Genomic DNA, 17,607 nt, shown 5'->3' with positions numbered 1-17,607 from the left:
CCGGCTCCAGCTAGTATGCCAAGCCGGCAGCAGGCGTACCGCTCGCCGACGAAACGTGGGTAAAGCGACTGGTTCGCTTGGCTCGATGGTAGGTAAAACCGCAACGCGCGGCTCGCCAGCCCAGATAGCAGGAAAACGCACAGCCCGCCGCTTGACCGGCACAAATATCGTAACCGGCTCGGGCTTGATGCGAGGCTTGCGGGGCGTTCTGGATTTAGCTGCGGGAATAACATCATCGACGACGGTTTCGGCTAACTGCGGGTCAGTCCCCGGTGCCGCTATCGATGCGGACTCTGACTTGGATGCCGGCGTAGGGTTCGGACTGGAAGATGTCGATGATGCGTTCCTTGGAGAGTTCAAGGATGGCAAGAAACGCGACAACCACTCCGTTTTTTCCTTCACTTCGGGTAAAACACGCTGCGAAAGGGAGCTGATTTGCTCCGTTAAGTTTTTCCAAAATGGCTGCCATTCGTTCACGGACTGATAGGGGTTCTTTGGTTATTTGATGGTGACTAAGCCTCTCGGCACGCTTTAATATGTCCTGGAAGGCCAGCAGGAGTTCTTTCAGTTGCACATCCGGCAGAATTTGCTGCACATCCACAGTCGAGGTGTCGACAGCAAATTCAAAGGTATCGCGCTCGTTTCTGGGCAGCAGGTCGATTTCTTCCGCCACTTTTTTGATCGCTTCGTATTCTTGCAATTTGCGAATCAAAAACGCTCTGGGGTCTTCCTCTTCTTCCTCGCTTTCCGGCTGCCTGGGCAGCAGCATCCGCGACTTGATCTCCGCCAGCAGCGCGGCCATCACCAGATATTCGGCGGCCAACTCCAGACGCATATTTTCCATCATATCGATGTAGGCAATATATTGCCGGGTAATCTGGGCGATGGGGATGTCGAGAATATCCAGATTCTGCCGGCGAATCAAATACAGAAGCAAATCCAGCGGTCCTTCGAACGCGTCCAGAAAGACTTCCAGCGCATCCGGCGGAATGTAGAGATCGTCCGGTAAATCCTGATAGGGCTGGCCTTGAACCAGCGCCAGCGGCGGCAGCGCGGTTTCCACCGGTAATGCAATTTCGCTCAAAACTACATGCCCGCCAAACTAAAAAATAACTGTTGGGCGTAGTACATCGGATAAGCCAGCAAATATTGCAACACGTCGGTAGCGAGTAATATCAACAAAAAAATAAAACCAAACCGTTCCAAACGATTGTATTGCCAGGCCCAGTAATCCGGCAGTACCCCGGACAAAATCCGGCTGCCGTCCAACGGCGGAATCGGTAAAAGATTGATCAAAGCCAGCACCAAATTAATGCTGATACCGGCTACACCGCTGTAGATCAACGGAAAAGAGATATACTCGATTTCCAGCATCACGCCGATTCTAGCTAGCAAAGCCCAAGCCGCCGCCATCAATAAATTGGATAAAGGACCGGCTACCGCCACAATCGCCATGGCTTGACGCGGCTTTTTAAATGCTCTTGGATCTACAGGTACCGGCTTGGCCCAACCGAACACAAAGCCGGTAAAGGTCAGCAACAATAAACCGGGAATGACCAGCGTGCCCAAAATATCGATATGTTTCAACGGATTCAGCGTCAGGCGGCCTTGGTCGGCGGCGGTGTTATCGCCTAACTTCTTGGCCACCCAACCGTGCGCAACCTCGTGACCGGTAATCGCGAAAATCACCGGTAAAATCCAGACTACGATCCTTTGTATTAAGGTTAATTCGTCCATCATGGCTGTTTCACTCCAACATCGGCGCAATACCGATACCTTGTCGAATAATGTCAATCGACTTGTCGCCGCAAGCGATTACGGTAGTGGGCTGATACTCGATCACCCCGACGTCTATCACCAGGGCCAACTCTTTTTCCAGCCGTTTTCTGATCTCGTAAGGATCGGCCAAAGGCTCGCTATCGCCGGGCATCATCAGGGTGGACGTCAACAAAGGCTCGCCAAGTTGTTCGACCAAGGCCTGGGCTACCGGATGATCGGTGATCCTGACGCCTATGGTTTTCTTTTTCGGATGCTGCAAACGGCGCGGCACTTCACGCGTCGCATCCAGTAAAAACGTAAATGGACCGGGAGTCAGTTTTTTAATCAAGCGATGAGCTTCGTTGCCCATTTTGGTAAAGTTGGAAACCTGCGATAGGTCGGTACACAGCAAGGTAAAGTTGTGATTATCGTCGAGCCGACGAATGCTCCGGACTTGATCCATCGCCGCTTTATCGCCGATCTGGCAACCCAATGCGTAGGACGCATCGGTCGGATACACAATCACCCCACCGCTGCGTAAAATATTGACCGCTTGCTGAATCAAGCGCGGCTGCGGGTTCTTCGGATGAATTTCGAAATATTGCGCCATTGGCTAAAAATATCGGCTTAGGTAAAAAGGCATTGTACCTTAGAAGGCATTTAAAAACGTCGCGCGGCAGTTTTAGCGGCGGCTTAATGGGGCAAATCCGCTTATCGCTCCGATTGTTTTTTGGCGACTTTATCGCGCAGGTAAACCGGCATGGCTTGTTCGACGGCCACGGCCAAACCGTTGGCAAATCCATACGCCCCCAGTTGCGCGACGCAGCCGGCCCGAGGCCAAACGTCTACCTCGATCCCCAGTACGCGCTCTGCTAAACGTTGGCTCAACTGCTCCGCATAAACACCCCAACCGGAACCGACACCGAAGCCGGCACGATCCGGAAAGATCACCTCATCCGCTGGAGTAACCGCTTCCGCACCAATCAGCTCCGCCAAGCCTAAGGGATTGCGTTGATACACTCCCCAGAAGATTTCGTTCATGCGTGCGTCCATCGCTGTGAAACTCAGTGCGGCATCGGACCGCCGGTTAAAAAAGTCTTGCGCGATTGCCGCCAAAGTAGACACCGGCACCACCGGTAAATCGGCGCCATAGGCAATGCCCTGCACTACCCCACCGGCTATCCTGACGCCGGTAAATGAACCGGGCCCGCGACTCAAACCGATGGCGTCCAGCTGTTGCGGCTTGAGCTGGGCGTCGGTCATCAATTGATTGATCATCGGCAGAATCAGCTTGGTATGTTCGCGCGGCGCCACGGCAAATTTTTCGATAATCTCGCCATCGATAAACAAGGCAGCCGAACAGGCGTCGGTGGAAGTTTCTACTGCCAATAATTTCAACTGCTTTCCTCTGTTGCAAAAAACCGCCGCACATCCTCGATTTCGCGGCTACGTTTCATGGCCGGCACGCTGTCGAGGAACATCTGGCCGTAGGAACGTTTTAACAAACGGGGATCGCATACCATCAATACGCCACGGTCGTTGACGTCGCGAATCAAGCGGCCCACACCTTGCCGCAACATGATGATGGCGCTGGGCAATTGATGTTCGAAAAACGGATTGCGCCCCTGTTTTTCCATCGCATTCATTCGGGCCTTCAACACTGGATCGCCGGGCGAAGCGAACGGCAGTTTGTCGATGATGACGCAGGACAAGGCATCCCCGCGTACGTCCACGCCTTCCCAAAAACTGGCGGTTGCCAGCAACACCGCATTGCCCAACTCCTTGAATTGATCCAGCAACACGCCTTTGGACTTAGTGCCTTGCACCAATATCGGATGATCGAGCTTGCCTTCCAGCAATTGCGCGGCGCGTTGCAAGGCGCGGTGACTGGTAAACAGGAAAAACGCTCGACCCCGGCTGGCTTCCAGTACCGGCAACGCGAATTCAACGATCTTATCGGTAAAATCCGGATCGCTGGGCTGCGGCAAGCCTTTAGGGTGATAAAACAAGGCCTGATTCGGATAATCGAACGGACTATCCCAACTCTGGCTCAGCGCGCCGCTCAAACCCAGGTTCTTGGAAAAATGCACAAAGTTATTAGCGACGCTCAGAGTAGCCGAGGTAAAAATCCAGGTTGCTTTATGCCGCGCCATGAAACCGCGAAACTCCTTGGCAATATCCAGCGGCGTGCGGCTGAGCGTGAACGACTTGCTGTAGGTCTCGTACCACTTGATCCACTGACCGTCCTTGTCGCTGATCAGGGTTTCCAGTTGCGCATCCAGTGCTTCGGCTCGATCGAAGCACGATTCCAGGCCTTTGCTGCGTACCGAGGCGCGTTCCAATTGGTCGGTTAGCCGGGCCAATTGTTTTTGCAAGGATTCCAACGCGCCGGCTATTTTCGGATTGGTTTCGATGTCCTGCCAGTCGCCGCGCCGCAGTTCCAGGCCAAACGCCAAACGTAAATCCTTGACCTCATGCTGCAAGTCTTCGCAGGCGGTGCGCAAGTCCGGCATATCCTTGGCATCTGTAAAATATTCGGCCAAGCTGTCGTCGGCCAGATCGACCAACTGCTTGCCACTGATCGTCACCCCCAAAAAATTGGAGGCGGTATCTGCCAGTTGATGCGCTTCGTCGATGACGACTACTTCGGCATCGGGCAACAATTCGCCGAAACCGGTTTCGCGGATCGACCAGTCGGCGCACAGCAAATGGTGATTGACGACAACGATCTCGGCTTCCTGAGCCTGTTTTCGGGCTTTGGTGAGAAAGCAATCGGCATAGTCCGGGCAGTTCTGCCCGAGACAATTATCAGTCGTGGAGGTAGCGTGGAACCAAACCGGGTCGCCATCATGCACATCGGCCACTTCCGAGACATCGCCCGCCTTGGTGCGTTTAGACCAGGCCTTGATTTGCGCCAGTGCCGCTGCGTCTTCCTGGCTGTAACCGAACGCGGAATTCAAGGCTTGTTCCAGCCGATACGTGCACAAATAATTGGCGCGGCCTTTCAACAAGCTGGCCTTGAACGGCCGTTTGCTCAAGGCTTTGCGTATCACCGGCAAATCCTTGTTGAACAATTGGTCTTGTAGATTTTTGGTACCGGTGGAGACGATGACTTTCTTGCCGGACAGAATCGCGGGAATCAGATAAGCAAAGGTTTTGCCGGTGCCGGTGCCGGCTTCGGCAATCAGGTTTTGCTGCGACTCGATGGCATAGGCAATCTGCTCTGCCATCTCGATCTGCGCGGCGCGCGGCGAGTAACCGTTGATAATCTCGGCTAAGGCGCCGCCCTCGCCGAAAATATCCGCCAATTTTGCGGCGGCGCTGGACAGCGCCGGCTTGGAACTCTCAGCCACTAGCGACCGAAAAAGCTGTCCGCTTTGGCTTTAGCTTCTCTGGCACCTTGGGAATTTTGCTGCATTTGCCGGGCTTCGGCGATCAGCAACCAGCTTTTGCGTTTCAGATCGAGATCGCCGCCAGCCAGCAGAGCCGCCTTGCCGGCCAACTCTTCAGCGAGTTGCGGTTTATTTTGTTTGATTCTGAGCTGAGCCAATTTATAGGTCAGCGTCGGATTACGCGAATCGATACGTAAGGCGCGCTCCATCACTACCACCGCCGCATCAAGGTCGCCACTATTACGACTGCGGTCGGACTCACTAATTAAAGCTACCACGGCCGGCGGCGTGCCACTGGGGATACGTGCGTCTTCTATGACAAATCTCGGTGCCGGCGCAGTTGCTGTTGCCACGGCCGCAGGCGCAATCACAGCGGGACTGGCTGGCGCAGGCGGCGGAATATCGGCCGGCGGCATCAGGGGCTCGGCGCGAAAAGTCGGCAGATTCGGTTCATCTTTAAAGTTATTGCTAACGCTTTCGATGGGGTAGGTCGCGGTATCGGGAGTAGATACCGGTTTTTTAGCGGTAGCTGCGGGTGCTTTATTGGCTGCCGATTTTTTAGACGGGGCTTTTTTGGCTGGTACGCTGCCGGCCACCGGCGGTTCGGAGCCCGGATTACTACACGCCGTTAATATCAGTAACAGAGGGCACAAAATTAACAGAGATTTCTTTTTCATTTACGATTTAAGTAGCCAAGTAAAGTTAAAACAGTTCGATTTCATCATCATCGCTTTGCCGATTTGCTTGTTGAAACAAGGCTAGCGCTTCATCGACGCTTTTGCCCTGATGGATAGCATCAAACATCACTTTTTCAGATTCCATAGTGTACTGGTTACGAATGCTTTCCTGAAACTTATACCATTCGGCAGGATTATATAACCTGTGCGGCGTATCGATGATGATCGACAAGCCTTTTAGATTGTTGGACACGTGCTGCAAGCATTGCTGCAGGCGATCATAAAACTGAAACGCCACAATCGCCGAATAGATTTTATGCTGGGTCGCCTCGCAATGCGTCAAAGCCTGATCGCGGCTCTCGCTCTGCTGAAAACCACTCAGTAACTGATGGATGTTTTTCATATCTTCAACCATACCGGTAAACGAGTCGGCCAAGGCTGACACCGATTCGTCGCCGGCTTTCATACTGCCTTCAACCTGAGCAACCGAGACGGTCAACAGTTTGATGGTTTCCCTAATCTGGCTCCAATCCAAGTCTGGCTGGCTTGATGGTGAAAATGTCATAAATAACTATCCTAAAAATACCGATACAAATTAAGTTGTCGCGACATATGCGCTCTATTGTAACCGACTATACAAAACCAATGACGACGGCTTAAGTATAGAGAACCTGGAGAGTAGTCGATTATTGGAGCAAGTATTTTAAAAAAAACGGAATTGACGAAGAGATCGCACTACTCTTTATGTCCATGGCACCAGCGCTTATTGGACACACGCCAAGCGATGGCTCAGTTGACGATAACTCCACAGATAGAGTAGAAATACATTCAGCGCAGCACCGGGTTTCTGTTGAAGCCGCCTTTCCACGCTTTTTATAAGGATAATATGAATATTCAATCCGCCGGCAAAAAATTGTTCGTGTTGGACACCAACGTACTGATGCACGACCCAACGTCCATCTTTCGCTTTCAAGAACACAATGTTTTCATTCCGATGGTGGTGCTGGAAGAATTGGATCACGCCAAAAAAGGCTTATCCGATGTATCGCGCAACGTCCGCCAAGTTAGCCGGTTTTTGGACGAATTAATCCGCGATGCCGATCAACAAACTATCAACGCCGGCTTGCCGCTGTCGCGCATCGATTATTCTCTGAATGGCGAGCGAGAATTCGACGGCCGTCTGTATTTTCAAACCCGGCAATTGTCGCATCTACTCCCCGCCGACCTACCCGGGCAAATTGCCGATAATTCCATCCTGAGTATCGTATTGGCCTTGGGCAAGGAATACCCGGATGTGAATGTAATCCTGGTCTCCAAAGACATCAATATGCGGATCAAAGCCGCGGCACTGCAAATCAGTGCCGAGGATTACCATAACGATCAAACCATCGAAGACATAGACCTGCTCTACACGGGCACGATGGCGTTGGACAGCGACTTCTGGGAGGAACACGGCGGCAAGATGGAATCGTGGCAAGAAAACGACCATACATACTACCGGGTGAATGGTCCGCTGGTTGCCGAATGGTATCCCAATCAATATTTGTATATGGAAGGCGAAGATAATTTCGAAGCCATTGTGAAAAGCCGCGAAGGCGACACGGCGGTGTTGCAATTGGCCCGGGATTACCGCACGAAGCACAATAGCATTTGGGGCATTTCCGCCAAAAACCGCGAGCAAAACTTTGCTTTGAATGCCCTGCTGGATCCGAACGTGGATTTCGTGACGCTGATAGGCTCGGCCGGCACCGGTAAAACTTTGCTGGCACTCGCGGCCGGCCTGTCTTTGACGCTGGAAAGCAAACTCTATCTGGAAATCATAATGACGCGGGAAACCATGCCGGTTGGTGAAGACATTGGTTTTTTACCCGGCACGGAAGAAGAAAAAATGGCGCCGTGGATGGGGGCGTTGATGGACAACCTGGAATTGCTGGGTAGCCGCTCCGGCACGACCGAATGGGAACAAGGCGCATCGCAAAACGTGATGATGAATCGGGTAAAAATTCGTTCGCTGAACTTTATGCGCGGCCGGACTTTTCTGAACCGTTATTTAATTATCGACGAAGCGCAGAATCTGACACCTAAACAGATGAAGACGTTGATTACCAGAGCGGGGCCGGGGACAAAAATCATCTGCATCGGCAACCTGGCGCAGATCGATACGCCGTATCTAACTGCCACGAGCTCCGGTTTGACTTACGTGGTTGATCGCTTCAAGTCTTGGCCGAACAGCGCCCATATTACGCTGCGCCGTGGCGAGCGTTCGCGCTTAGCGGATTTTGCATCCGATAATTTGTAAAGCCATCAAGCCAATGATCGACTGATCTCAGCCTTTGGCCACGCCATTAACACCGCTTTAACCAGCGTGGCCAAGGGTATCGCAAAAAACACCCCCCAAAATCCCCACAAGCCGCCAAAAAACAGGATGGCGACAATAATCGCGATAGGATGCAAATTCACCGCCTCGGAAAACAGCAGCGGCACCAATATCACCCCGTCCAATGCCTGAATCACCGAATAAGCGATAAACACGTACATAAAGTGATCACTACCGCCCACACCCCACTGCACATAGGCCACCGCTAATACCGGAAAAGTCACCAATGTCGCGCCGACATACGGAATCACCACGGATAAGCCCATCAGTACGGCGAGCAACATCGCGTAATTCAAGCCCAACAACCAGAAGACTATGTAACTGATCGCCCACAGGATAAACACTTCGAGAAACTTGCCTCTAACGTAATTGGCTATTTGCCTATCCACCTCATGCCAGACTCGCAAGCTGAGACTGGTATCTTTCGGCAGAAACTGCACAAACCAGCCCAGTAAAACCTGTTTGTCCTTCAGAAAGAAGAACACCATCAACGGCACCAAAAACAGATAAATGATCACCGCCACCAATCCCACAAACGATTGGGCGGAACCGGAGATTAAATCCTGACCATACTTGAGCAAGTCTTGCTGAATGGAAAACATGATTTCGCGAATTCGGACTTCCGAAATGAGTTCCGGATGGCGCTCGGGGAAACGCATGATTTCGGCTTGGGTGCTGGAGACAATCTCCGGTATGTGTTGCACCAGTTGCACCGTTTGCTCGGACACTATCGGCACTAGTACGAACAACACAAAACCCAGCACAGCCATAAACGCAAAGAACACGAGATGCACCGAAATCAAACGACCGAGTTGGCGTTGTTCGGCTTTAACCACAAGCCCTTCCAGTAGATACGCTAATACAATGGCCACAAAAACCGGCATCAGCAAATCCAACAAGCCGTATATCAATAAAAAGCCGCCCAGCAAGACTATGGCTAGGGAAACAACTTGGGAATTGGGCAGAAATCGCTGGAAAAAATTTCTAATGAAATCGGAACTGGAAAAGTCAGTCTGTTGGTTCATGGAATGTTGGCGGCTACGCAACCCGTTGCCGGTTTGATCGCGCCATTAGATTATATAAAAAAGCGGGATTGCTCAGGACAGTGTAAATAATTTATCAAAATTAGCGATTTCCAAAATTTTTTTCACTTCGGTACGCGAATTTTTAATCCGTATTGCCGACTTATCGCCAGCCATCTTATCCCGCAGAACTAACAACATCCCAAGGGCAGAGCTATCTAAATATTCAGTACCGTTCAAATCCACCTCTATCAGCTTTACGCCACTTTCAACAAGCTTGGTTGCTTCGCGAAATTCATTATGCACACCGAAATCGAACCGGCCGCTTATTTTAATCGACAGCACTCCCCCATCAACGCGTGCCTCAATACCCATACTCTTTAACCTCACGAGTTATCATGTCATTCCCTACATTTGTACTAAAACAGATCCACATCGCCTTCCTCCATGGAAGATTGCGAAACAATATGCGATTTTCGGACTTGCCACTGCTGCTTCATAATTTTCAAGCGTTCAGAACCTTGCTGTAATTGATCGCGCCAATTTGCGTCGCTGCCGGTTTTAAACACACCCAAACCTATACTTACCTCGTCGGATAGCGAACCGAAATGCTGTAGATTAAATTGTAGGTATTCGATCAACTGTCGGGCCATATCCTCAAATTGCAGCCCTCTGACGGCATTACCGACACTGAACTCAATTTTGTTGGTCAATTGGGAAATTTCGCCGACATTGTTGGAGATATTGGCATTAATGACGGCGATATCGTCCATCATCTTGTCGATACTGGCCTTGGAACTAATCGCCACGTTCATGTCCTTGGAGGCCATTATTTCTATCATGGTTTGCGCTTCGTGGATATTATCCTTGGAGGCCTTTACCACGCGCTTAATTTCTTCACTGAACTTATCCGAGTTTTTCGATAGATTCCGCACTTCTCCCGCAACCACCGCGAAACCTCGACCGGCTTCTCCCGCCCTGGCAGCTTCGATGGCAGCATTCAGCGCCAACAAATTGGTTTGATCGGCAATTTTTTGCACGTCGCCCAACAGTTTTTCAACATGAGCCATATGGCCCCCAACATCATTGATTACCGCCACCATTTCCATGCTCTGCTTACTGATTTGCAGAATATGGTCGATAAAAAACTGCAAGACATTATCGGTTTCCTGGGCAAAACTAGAGAAATTAAGCGTACTACGCCCCTTTTCGGTAGTGCCTTCCAAATCAGTTACCAACGAACATACTATCGACGACTGCCCGGATGTCAAACTAGCCAAACTATTGAAACTACTGGACATAGTGCTCACCGCGTCGGCGAGCATGGATTTGAGCTGTTCCAATTCCGCGCGGAAATAGGATGCTTCTTGGTCAATACAATCTTTGAGGTGTACTAAATAGTCATCAATCGCCCGCACCAATTCGGCTTCGCTTAACTCCTTGCTAGTTGTTGAGGCTGACAGCTGGGCACGTTGCGCACGAAATGTTTTAAGCATCCACAATATCGTTGAAATTGGGGCCGCTAGCCAATAGACCAAAGCATTGGCAGAAAACAACGGCAATAACAAAAACACCAACGTCAATAAAACAAGGAGCACGTTGTCTTTAAGGAACTGCAACATAAATTCAATTCACCAGGGCCAGGATTTTTTCCGCTATTTTCTCCAAGGATAACACATGATGCGCGGCCCCCAGTTTATAGGCTTCGCCGGGCATGCCCCAGACTACACTGGATGCTTCATCCTGCACTATGTTGACGGCGCCGGCCTCGCGCATCTCCAGCATGGCTTTGGCACCATCCGCCCCCATACCCGTCAACATAACGCCAACCGCATTGCTGCCAACATTTTCGGCAACTGATCTGAACAGGACATCCACGGAAGGTTTATGCCTATTGACTGGAGGACCGTCATCAAGGCGACACGCGTAACGCGCGCCATCTCTGACAACCATTAGGTGTTGATCGCCTGGCGCGATATAGACATGTCCGGGCAATATCAGTTGCCCGTCGCTCGCCACGCAAGCAGTCATTTCGGACGCCTCGTCCACATGTTTGGCAAACGAAGCACTGAAGGCGAGCGGCAAATGTTGTGTAATAACAATCGCCGGTGCCGTTCTGGGCAGGTTTTTTACTAATTGCTTGACGGCTTCGGTGCCGCCCGTTGAAGAACCCAACGCCACTATTTTATGAGTAGTTTTGAAATGCTTTTTCATCGCACCAACTGCATTCTCATTCACTGAACTAATGGGGGAGACATTAGCCCGATTGGTTTCCAAAGCTTTGACTTTTGCCTGAGCAGCCATCCTGATCTTACCGATAATCTCATCGGCATAGGCTCGCAAGCCATGAGAGACATCGACTTTTGGTTTCGCCACAAAATCAACCGCACCCAGCGCCAGCGCGTCAAGGGTCACTTCGGCGCCTTTTTCAGTCAACGTTGAAATCATGACCACCGGCATCGGCCGTAAGCGCATCAAATTACGTAAGAATGTGAGCCCATCCATTCGCGGCATTTCTACGTCCAATGTCAACACATCGGGATTCAAGGCCTTAATTTTTTCCCTAGCGATAATCGGATCACTTGCCGTGCCGACTACTTCAATATCGCCTGCCTCGTTAAAAATTTGCGTCAGCATTTGGCGAATCAGCGCCGAGTCGTCAACAATCAATAGCTTAATTTTTGTCATCCTGGTTTCCTAAAATAGCTCTACGCTACCTTCAACCGGTACGTCCTTGATACTCGAACTATATTGCTTCTCGCGCATGAAGATAGTTTGATTGTGTAGATCTTTAATTTTTTTCATTCTGACTCGTCCGGTATGCGGAAAGAAATTCACCTTACGCGGATAAATATCGCCCAAATCCTGTGAAACCAGATTCAACGCTTCGGTATCCACATAATCCAAAACGAATTGAATGTTTCTGGCCCCGACATCACCCAGGGTAGCGATGATTTTGCCGCCGCCGAACAACTTAACTTCCAAGTTTTTACGCTTCCCGCCATTTTGCAAAATAGAGTTAATCAAATGTTCCATCGCGTAATTGCCATAGCGTGAGGCATTGCCAACCACGGCTTCGTCTCTGTCGTTCAAACGGCTTTTACTCGTCTCCGGCAACATGAAATGATTCATCCCCCCCACGCCGGTCACCACGTCACGTATACAGGCAGCCACGCAAGAACCCAACACGGTGGTAATCATTTCATCCTGTTTGGTTACGTAGTAGTCACCAGGCATCAATTTTGCCGCCACAATTTGATTTTCTTGATCCCAATAACGGTTGACGTTTTCAAAGCCGGCGATAAGCGGTCTTTCCACATGCGGCATATGACTCACTTACTAGACTTCCTATAGATGGTGTTACCTATCAAACTGAATCCGGTATCGAGCTGATGCAAGGATTCTGAATGTCCAATGAATAAATGTGACCCTTCTTCCAATAAACCGCAGTAACGATTCGCTAACATCGCCTTGGTTTCCCGATCAAAATAGATCAAAACGTTTCGGCAAAAAATAAAATCAAAATACCCCTTCAAAGGCCATTCCTGCATCAAATTCAATTGTTTAAACTCTATCAATTCTTTCAATTCCGGTTTAACTCTCACCTTGTTCGCTTGTCCACCCACACCTTTTTGAAACCAGCGCTTGAGGCGTTGCTCGGCTATTCCTGTCACGCGATCAGCCATGTAAATGCCGGCTGCGGCGGTAGCCAAAACATTCGTATCAAGATCGGTAGCCAAAATATTTATGGTCCAGTCAGCCGGGACACTTTCCTTCAAGGTCATTGCCAAAGAATAAGGCTCCTCACCCGTTGAGCAACCTGCGGACCAAACTTTAATCTGTTTAGTCGCGGCATGTTTTTTAAGCAAACCCGGCACAACCGTCTTGCTTAAATATTCAAAATGGTGATTTTCGCGAAAAAAAGAAGTGAGGTTAGTGGTGACAGCATTAATAAATTCAGTAAACTCAGTATCCGGGTTGTGTTTCAAATAGTGACAATACTGTTTGAAGCTGGTGAAGCCCAACATGCGGACCCGTTTCGACAACCTAGAATAAAACATATCGAATTTATCGTCCGGCACCAAGATTCCGGAATATTGGTTGGATATTTTCCTTAGAACGTCAAAATCTGCTTGGGTATATTCAAACTCGCGCGCTTTTTCTTTCATTTTGTATATTCGGGTAGTACCCCATCAAAAGAAGCCGGATGCAGCCTGATCAACTTCCAACATTTCGGCAATCCCCAACAACTCCGATGCTTCAATAAACTTATCGGAAGGAAAATCGATAGAAATGGATTTCTGCAAGCCAATTGCGGTTTGCTTTAATATCAATAATAGTTGCAAAGTCGCAGTATCTATCATCGTCACACCAGAAGCATCGATATCGATAGCCTCAAAATTGCTGAGCATCTGCGTAAGGCGTTGGTGGAGAACCGCTACATTTTGAATATTCAGGACCGGCTCCAATACTACAATCGCTCTTTCTCCCTGCTCGGAAGTTAACGACTCCGATGCGATGATTGGCACTTCATCATGATTCATTTCCGGGCCAGGGACTTCGGCATTCGCACTCGCGAATGCACTGGCGGCATGTGATTCCAATTCGTCGACGTCATCCCGTTGCGAATCCTGATTGGAATCAGATCGATGCATCCAGGCCAGAGGATCGTAACCGATCAAACTGTCTTCGTCTTTTTCCGCCATTACATCATTCTCCCTTCCAAAAAGTCTTTAGCAAGTGCCGTAAAATCTCGTGCGGAACGGCAGCCGGGGCGATATTCAAAAATGGTTTTACCAAAACTCGGGCACTCGGCAAGTAAGGCAGTTTCCCGAATTGTGGTCGCCAAAATTTGCCCTGGGAAGTATTTTTGTATGACACTCAACACCTCCTTTGAAATACGTCTGGTCGGTATATATCTGGACATGACCAGAGAAAATTTATAGGGCCTTTTCAAAGCGCTTTCGAATTTCTTGATGGTTCCCATCAAATGCGACAGGCCTTGTAATGCCAAATAATCACTGGTCATCGGCACCAATATTTCATCGGCCGCAAACAAGGCATTGGCAACCAATACCCCGGAAGAAGGGGGACAATCGATAAAGATAAAATCTTCATCGCGATTGCCATCGAGCAAAGCTTTGCGAAGAAGATCGCCGCGCCTGGCGCCACCATCCATCAATTGCTCAATCTCTTGTAATCTGGGGCCTGCAACCACCAAATTCAGATTTTTTCTAACCGGAATTAGTTGTTGGGTGAGACTTACTCCTTCCAGCAAAACCTTATCAATCCCACTTTTTTGCGGATCTACCACACCTAGCGAAACGGCCAGATGACTTTGCGGATCGAAGTCTATCACCGTAATTTTCTTACCCAGTTTCGCTAGGGCATAGGTCAAATTTACCGAAGTCGTGGTTTTTCCTACCCCGCCTTTCTGATTAAGGACCGCTACAATCCTAGCGCTCATTTACCCTCGGCAATCGCAGCAAGCCCGGTAATATCGACAAACTCTTCCGGATTCAAAAGCTTGTCGACATCTAATAACATCACCATATTTTTCTTGCCGACGAACATTCCGCGCATATATTGAGTATTGATTCTCGACCCCAAATTCGGCGCTTCTTTGATATCGGACAGCTTAATATCCAACACATCGGATACCGCATCAGCGACGATACCCATCACCGAAGCGCCAGAAGGAGTGTTGACACTCATCACAATCACTACCGTCACGGGCGTATATTCAACTTTCTCCATCTGAAAACGTTCGCGCAGATCGACAATCGGCACAATGGAGCCACGTAAATTCAATGCACCTTTAACAAAATCAGGCGTATTGGGAATTTTTCTGATCGGCTCCCAGCCCCTGATTTCTTGGACTTTCAAAATTTCGATGCCATATGCTTCGCCCTCTAACTCGAAAGTCAGAAATTGCTCAACGTGCTGATTGGATTCTAAATCGGCTGTCATGGCATTTATTCCCTTTCTAATGTATTAGTCAATCAGGCAACTCCGCTAAAAATCCTGCCATTCGTCGTCGGCATTGGAGGTCTGCTTAAAACTACTCGGCTGACGAACCGGCTGCGACGATGTCGCTCTATTGGCTTCCGCCCGCACGACACTAGAACGATCTGCATGATGGGAAACTTGATGCTCAGCAGCTTTCTTTTCTGTTTTGAAAAATGCCAACATCTCGACCATATTGGTCGACAAGTCACTCATTGAAACGCTGGCAGCAGATGCTTCTTCGGCTAACGCCGCGTTTTGTTGGGTGATCTCGTCCATTTGCGCAACTGCCTGATTCACCTGTCCTATTCCCGCAGACTGCTCGATACTTGCGTCGGCAATCTGTGCAACGATATCCCCCACCTTCTGTACGCCTGCGACGATTTCGTTTAATGCTTTACCGGTTTCATTCACAAATTCGGTGCCTGCTCTAACTTTTTGCACACTAGTTTGAATAAGCTCTTTACTCTCTCTGGCCGCAGTGGCACTGCGTTGCGCCAGATTTCTGACCTCTGTGGCAACCACTGAAAAGCCTCGACCTTGCTCACCTGCTCTGGCAGCTTCGACTGAGGCATTCAAGGCCAACAAATTGGTTTGAAAGGCAATTTCGTCAATCACACTGATAATGTCGGCAATTTTATTGCTGCTCTCATTGATCTCCTGCATAGCAGAAACCGCCGCCTTGACGACATTCCCACCTTTTTCAGCCAACTCTCTGGCGTTATTGGCCACTGTGTTGGCTTGCTGAGCGTTATCGGCATTATTTTTTACAGTACTGGTCAGCTCTTCCATGCTCGCGGCAGTTTGCTGCAAATTCGCAGCTTGTTGTTCGGCGCGTTGCGATAAGTTGTTATTTCCGCTGGCAATTTCTTGGGATGAGTTGTTAATAAAATGAGCAGACTCGCTAACCTGACCGAAAATCTCGTTCAGCTTATCGATGGTGGTATTGATATCGTTTTTGCAGTTTAAATAAACGCCTTGGTAATCACTGGTAATTCGATTGGTTAAATCCCCGGACGCCATACTTTGCATGGTACTGCCAACGTCTCTGAAGACGTTTTCGATCACATCGGTCAGCTCGTTGATACCTTCGCTAAGCGTCTCGAAAAAGCCTTGTTTATCCGCCAACTCAATCCGGCTGGACAATTCACCAGCCTTGACTGCTTCGACTATGCTGGCGATTTCTTGCTCAATCTTGACTTCATGCGTTCTATCCAGCCACTCAACCACGATACCAATGCGTTCGTTTTCGTCGCTCTTAACCGGATTGGCAACGATATTCATATGTCGGCCGCCGACCACCAACGCCGAACTAAACGTGCTGGATAGGTTTGCCAACAAACCGCGTTGATGTGCCGGTTTTTTATGGAATTGATCGATATTAGCGCCCATCAGCTTGCTGGCATCGAATTCAGGCAGTTGCTTGCGAATGTCCGCTTCGGCATTTTGAAACATTTCCGCCACGGTCTTATTCATATAAATGATGTCTAAATCGTTGTTAGCCACCATGACGCAGGACTGCACATTGTCGAGCGCTTGTTTAATCCGCATCGCTTCTGACGCTACCTGTTTGGAATAAGCCAAATCAGAATTCAATTTAACCTGCATGCCATATAAGGCCCGATAGAAGTCGCCGATTTCATCGCCACGATCCAGATCTATCGTATTCCTGAATTGTTCATCCGCCATTCGGTAACAAATACGTATCGAATTCTCCAAAGCCTTTACAACACTACGAATCACCGAATATCCCAATATTGAGGCAAATCCGGCCAAGCCCAAAAACAAGAACATCTCCGGGTATTTTTGTTCAAGATAATGATCGTAGATTGAATTGATCGTCGGCAACAAGAAAATCAGGTAGATAATCCCGACTTTTTTCCACAAGCCCAATTCCAGCAATTTTTTGATTACCGCACTAATCCCGGTCGGCCGTATTGTGGCTTTGTTGGCATTCAGTTTTTCGTATAAGGACTCGGCTTGTTGAATTTGTTCTCGGGATGGCGCATAACGAACCGACAGATATTCCTGTACTTTGCCATTCTTAAAAACCGGCGTAACGTTGGCTTCTACCCAATAGTAATCTCCGGATTTGGTCCTATTTTTGACAGGTGCGGTCCATGGGCGCCCAGTCTTCAAACAATCCCATAAATCTTGGAATGCCGCCGGCGGCATGTCAGGATGCCGAACCATATTGTGATTGGCACCGACCAGCTCATCTTTGCTAAAGCCGCTGATTTCGATAAAAGCGTCGTTTGCATAGGTAATAATGCCTTTCAAATTGGTGCGCGTGACCAAAATGGTGCCTGGCTTCATTAAGACTTCGCGATCGGTCACAGGGTGATTGAGTTTCATTGCATATCCTCCGTTACAAC

Annotated in this window: 18 protein-coding genes; 1 reads left to right on the top strand and 17 read right to left on the bottom strand. The window is 49.4% G+C overall.

Translation table 11 applies throughout. The annotated features are described in order from the left end of the window. Positions 1-262 precede the first annotated feature (262 nt). The 7 genes from NP589_RS06600 to NP589_RS06570 form a co-directional block, all read right to left on the bottom strand. Positions 263-1,084, bottom strand: a complete 822-nt coding sequence (locus NP589_RS06600; protein ID WP_256606256.1) for a segregation and condensation protein A — start codon at positions 1,082-1,084, stop codon at positions 263-265. A 2-nt stretch (positions 1,085-1,086) separates the two neighbouring features. Further along, positions 1,087-1,740: a site-2 protease family protein gene (locus NP589_RS06595; protein WP_256606255.1), complete on the bottom strand. Its 654-nt coding sequence runs from the start codon at positions 1,738-1,740 to the stop codon at positions 1,087-1,089. A 7-nt stretch (positions 1,741-1,747) separates the two neighbouring features. After that, entirely contained in the window at positions 1,748-2,368 is a 621-nt protein-coding gene (locus tag NP589_RS06590; protein WP_064036304.1) for an L-threonylcarbamoyladenylate synthase, read from the bottom strand. A 101-nt stretch (positions 2,369-2,469) separates the two neighbouring features. Then, positions 2,470-3,156 (bottom strand): tRNA (adenosine(37)-N6)-threonylcarbamoyltransferase complex dimerization subunit type 1 TsaB, encoded by a 687-nt coding sequence (gene tsaB / locus NP589_RS06585; RefSeq protein ID WP_256606254.1) that lies wholly within the window; start codon positions 3,154-3,156, stop codon positions 2,470-2,472. Beyond that, positions 3,153-5,111 carry a DNA repair helicase YoaA gene (gene yoaA, locus NP589_RS06580; protein WP_256606253.1) on the bottom strand — a complete coding sequence of 653 codons (1,959 nt, stop codon included), beginning with the start codon at positions 5,109-5,111 and terminating at the stop codon, positions 3,153-3,155. The genes tsaB and yoaA overlap by 4 nt, the downstream gene beginning before the upstream one ends. Next, complete coding sequence (locus NP589_RS06575; protein ID WP_256606252.1) at positions 5,111-5,827, bottom strand: tetratricopeptide repeat protein; 717 nt, start codon at positions 5,825-5,827, stop codon at positions 5,111-5,113. Before NP589_RS06575 ends, yoaA begins: the two co-directional genes overlap by 1 nt. Before the next feature lie 25 nt (positions 5,828-5,852). Next, positions 5,853-6,392: a hypothetical protein gene (locus NP589_RS06570; protein WP_064007875.1), complete on the bottom strand. Its 540-nt coding sequence runs from the start codon at positions 6,390-6,392 to the stop codon at positions 5,853-5,855. Between the two features lie 321 nt (positions 6,393-6,713). Here NP589_RS06570 and NP589_RS06565 point away from each other — a divergent pair, with 321 nt between their 5' ends. Continuing rightward, positions 6,714-8,126 carry a PhoH family protein gene (locus tag NP589_RS06565; protein WP_064007874.1) on the top strand — a complete coding sequence of 471 codons (1,413 nt, stop codon included), beginning with the start codon at positions 6,714-6,716 and terminating at the stop codon, positions 8,124-8,126. Positions 8,127-8,131: 5 nt separating this feature from the next. On the opposite strand, the gene NP589_RS06560 is transcribed toward NP589_RS06565, so the two are convergent. The 10 genes from NP589_RS06560 to NP589_RS06515 all read right to left on the bottom strand — a co-directional run bounded on the left by NP589_RS06560 (position 8,132) and on the right by NP589_RS06515 (position 17,587). After that, on the bottom strand, positions 8,132-9,229 hold the full coding sequence (locus tag NP589_RS06560; RefSeq protein WP_064007873.1) for an AI-2E family transporter: 1,098 nt from the start codon (positions 9,227-9,229) through the stop codon (positions 8,132-8,134). A gap of 72 nt (positions 9,230-9,301) precedes the next feature. Next, positions 9,302-9,601 carry an STAS domain-containing protein gene (locus NP589_RS06555; protein ID WP_064007872.1) on the bottom strand — a complete coding sequence of 100 codons (300 nt, stop codon included), beginning with the start codon at positions 9,599-9,601 and terminating at the stop codon, positions 9,302-9,304. A 44-nt stretch (positions 9,602-9,645) separates the two neighbouring features. Then, positions 9,646-10,722: a methyl-accepting chemotaxis protein gene (locus NP589_RS06550; RefSeq protein ID WP_256606251.1), complete on the bottom strand. Its 1,077-nt coding sequence runs from the start codon at positions 10,720-10,722 to the stop codon at positions 9,646-9,648. A gap of 130 nt (positions 10,723-10,852) precedes the next feature. Then, a complete protein-coding gene (locus tag NP589_RS06545) occupies positions 10,853-11,914 on the bottom strand; it encodes a protein-glutamate methylesterase/protein-glutamine glutaminase (RefSeq protein WP_256606250.1) in 1,062 nt (353 codons plus the stop codon). A 9-nt stretch (positions 11,915-11,923) separates the two neighbouring features. After that, positions 11,924-12,553, bottom strand: coding sequence for a chemoreceptor glutamine deamidase CheD (cheD, locus tag NP589_RS06540; protein WP_256606259.1), 630 nt, complete (start codon positions 12,551-12,553; stop codon positions 11,924-11,926). A 5-nt stretch (positions 12,554-12,558) separates the two neighbouring features. After that, entirely contained in the window at positions 12,559-13,395 is an 837-nt protein-coding gene (locus tag NP589_RS06535; RefSeq protein WP_256606249.1) for a CheR family methyltransferase, read from the bottom strand. Positions 13,396-13,419: 24 nt separating this feature from the next. Next, on the bottom strand, positions 13,420-13,932 hold the full coding sequence (locus NP589_RS06530; protein WP_256606248.1) for an STAS domain-containing protein: 513 nt from the start codon (positions 13,930-13,932) through the stop codon (positions 13,420-13,422). Next, positions 13,932-14,693, bottom strand: coding sequence for a ParA family protein (locus tag NP589_RS06525; protein WP_064036312.1), 762 nt, complete (start codon positions 14,691-14,693; stop codon positions 13,932-13,934). Before NP589_RS06525 ends, NP589_RS06530 begins: the two co-directional genes overlap by 1 nt. Continuing rightward, entirely contained in the window at positions 14,690-15,196 is a 507-nt protein-coding gene (locus tag NP589_RS06520; RefSeq protein WP_064007866.1) for a chemotaxis protein CheW, read from the bottom strand. Before NP589_RS06520 ends, NP589_RS06525 begins: the two co-directional genes overlap by 4 nt. A 45-nt stretch (positions 15,197-15,241) precedes the next feature. Continuing rightward, positions 15,242-17,587, bottom strand: a complete 2,346-nt coding sequence (locus NP589_RS06515) for a methyl-accepting chemotaxis protein (protein ID WP_256606247.1) — start codon at positions 17,585-17,587, stop codon at positions 15,242-15,244. Positions 17,588-17,607 lie beyond the last annotated feature (20 nt).

Source organism: Methylomonas rosea (assembly GCF_024505055.1).
Classification (GTDB): domain Bacteria; phylum Pseudomonadota; class Gammaproteobacteria; order Methylococcales; family Methylomonadaceae; genus Methylomonas; species Methylomonas rosea.
The sequence above is the reverse complement of the archived record's forward strand: the minus strand, read 5'-3'. Positions and strand labels throughout refer to the sequence as shown.

Excerpts from the sequence above, each read along its gene's own strand:
- NP589_RS06595 (WP_256606255.1), bottom strand. The coding sequence starts at position 1,740 with ATGATGGACGAATTAACCTTAATACAAAGGATCGTAGTCTGGATTTTA.
- NP589_RS06590 (WP_064036304.1), bottom strand. The coding sequence starts at position 2,368 with ATGGCGCAATATTTCGAAATTCATCCGAAGAACCCGCAGCCGCGCTTG.
- NP589_RS06575 (WP_256606252.1), bottom strand. The coding sequence starts at position 5,827 with ATGAAAAAGAAATCTCTGTTAATTTTGTGCCCTCTGTTACTGATATTA.
- NP589_RS06570 (WP_064007875.1), bottom strand. The coding sequence starts at position 6,392 with ATGACATTTTCACCATCAAGCCAGCCAGACTTGGATTGGAGCCAGATT.
- NP589_RS06565 (WP_064007874.1), top strand. The coding sequence starts at position 6,714 with ATGAATATTCAATCCGCCGGCAAAAAATTGTTCGTGTTGGACACCAAC.
- NP589_RS06560 (WP_064007873.1), bottom strand. The coding sequence starts at position 9,229 with ATGAACCAACAGACTGACTTTTCCAGTTCCGATTTCATTAGAAATTTT.
- NP589_RS06555 (WP_064007872.1), bottom strand. The coding sequence starts at position 9,601 with ATGGGTATTGAGGCACGCGTTGATGGGGGAGTGCTGTCGATTAAAATA.
- NP589_RS06550 (WP_256606251.1), bottom strand. The coding sequence starts at position 10,722 with ATGCTTAAAACATTTCGTGCGCAACGTGCCCAGCTGTCAGCCTCAACA.
- NP589_RS06545 (WP_256606250.1), bottom strand. The coding sequence starts at position 11,914 with ATGACAAAAATTAAGCTATTGATTGTTGACGACTCGGCGCTGATTCGC.
- cheD (WP_256606259.1), bottom strand. The coding sequence starts at position 12,553 with ATGCCGCATGTGGAAAGACCGCTTATCGCCGGCTTTGAAAACGTCAAC.
- NP589_RS06535 (WP_256606249.1), bottom strand. The coding sequence starts at position 13,395 with ATGAAAGAAAAAGCGCGCGAGTTTGAATATACCCAAGCAGATTTTGAC.
- NP589_RS06530 (WP_256606248.1), bottom strand. The coding sequence starts at position 13,932 with ATGGCGGAAAAAGACGAAGACAGTTTGATCGGTTACGATCCTCTGGCC.
- NP589_RS06525 (WP_064036312.1), bottom strand. The coding sequence starts at position 14,693 with ATGAGCGCTAGGATTGTAGCGGTCCTTAATCAGAAAGGCGGGGTAGGA.
- NP589_RS06520 (WP_064007866.1), bottom strand. The coding sequence starts at position 15,196 with ATGACAGCCGATTTAGAATCCAATCAGCACGTTGAGCAATTTCTGACT.
- NP589_RS06515 (WP_256606247.1), bottom strand. The coding sequence starts at position 17,587 with ATGAAACTCAATCACCCTGTGACCGATCGCGAAGTCTTAATGAAGCCA.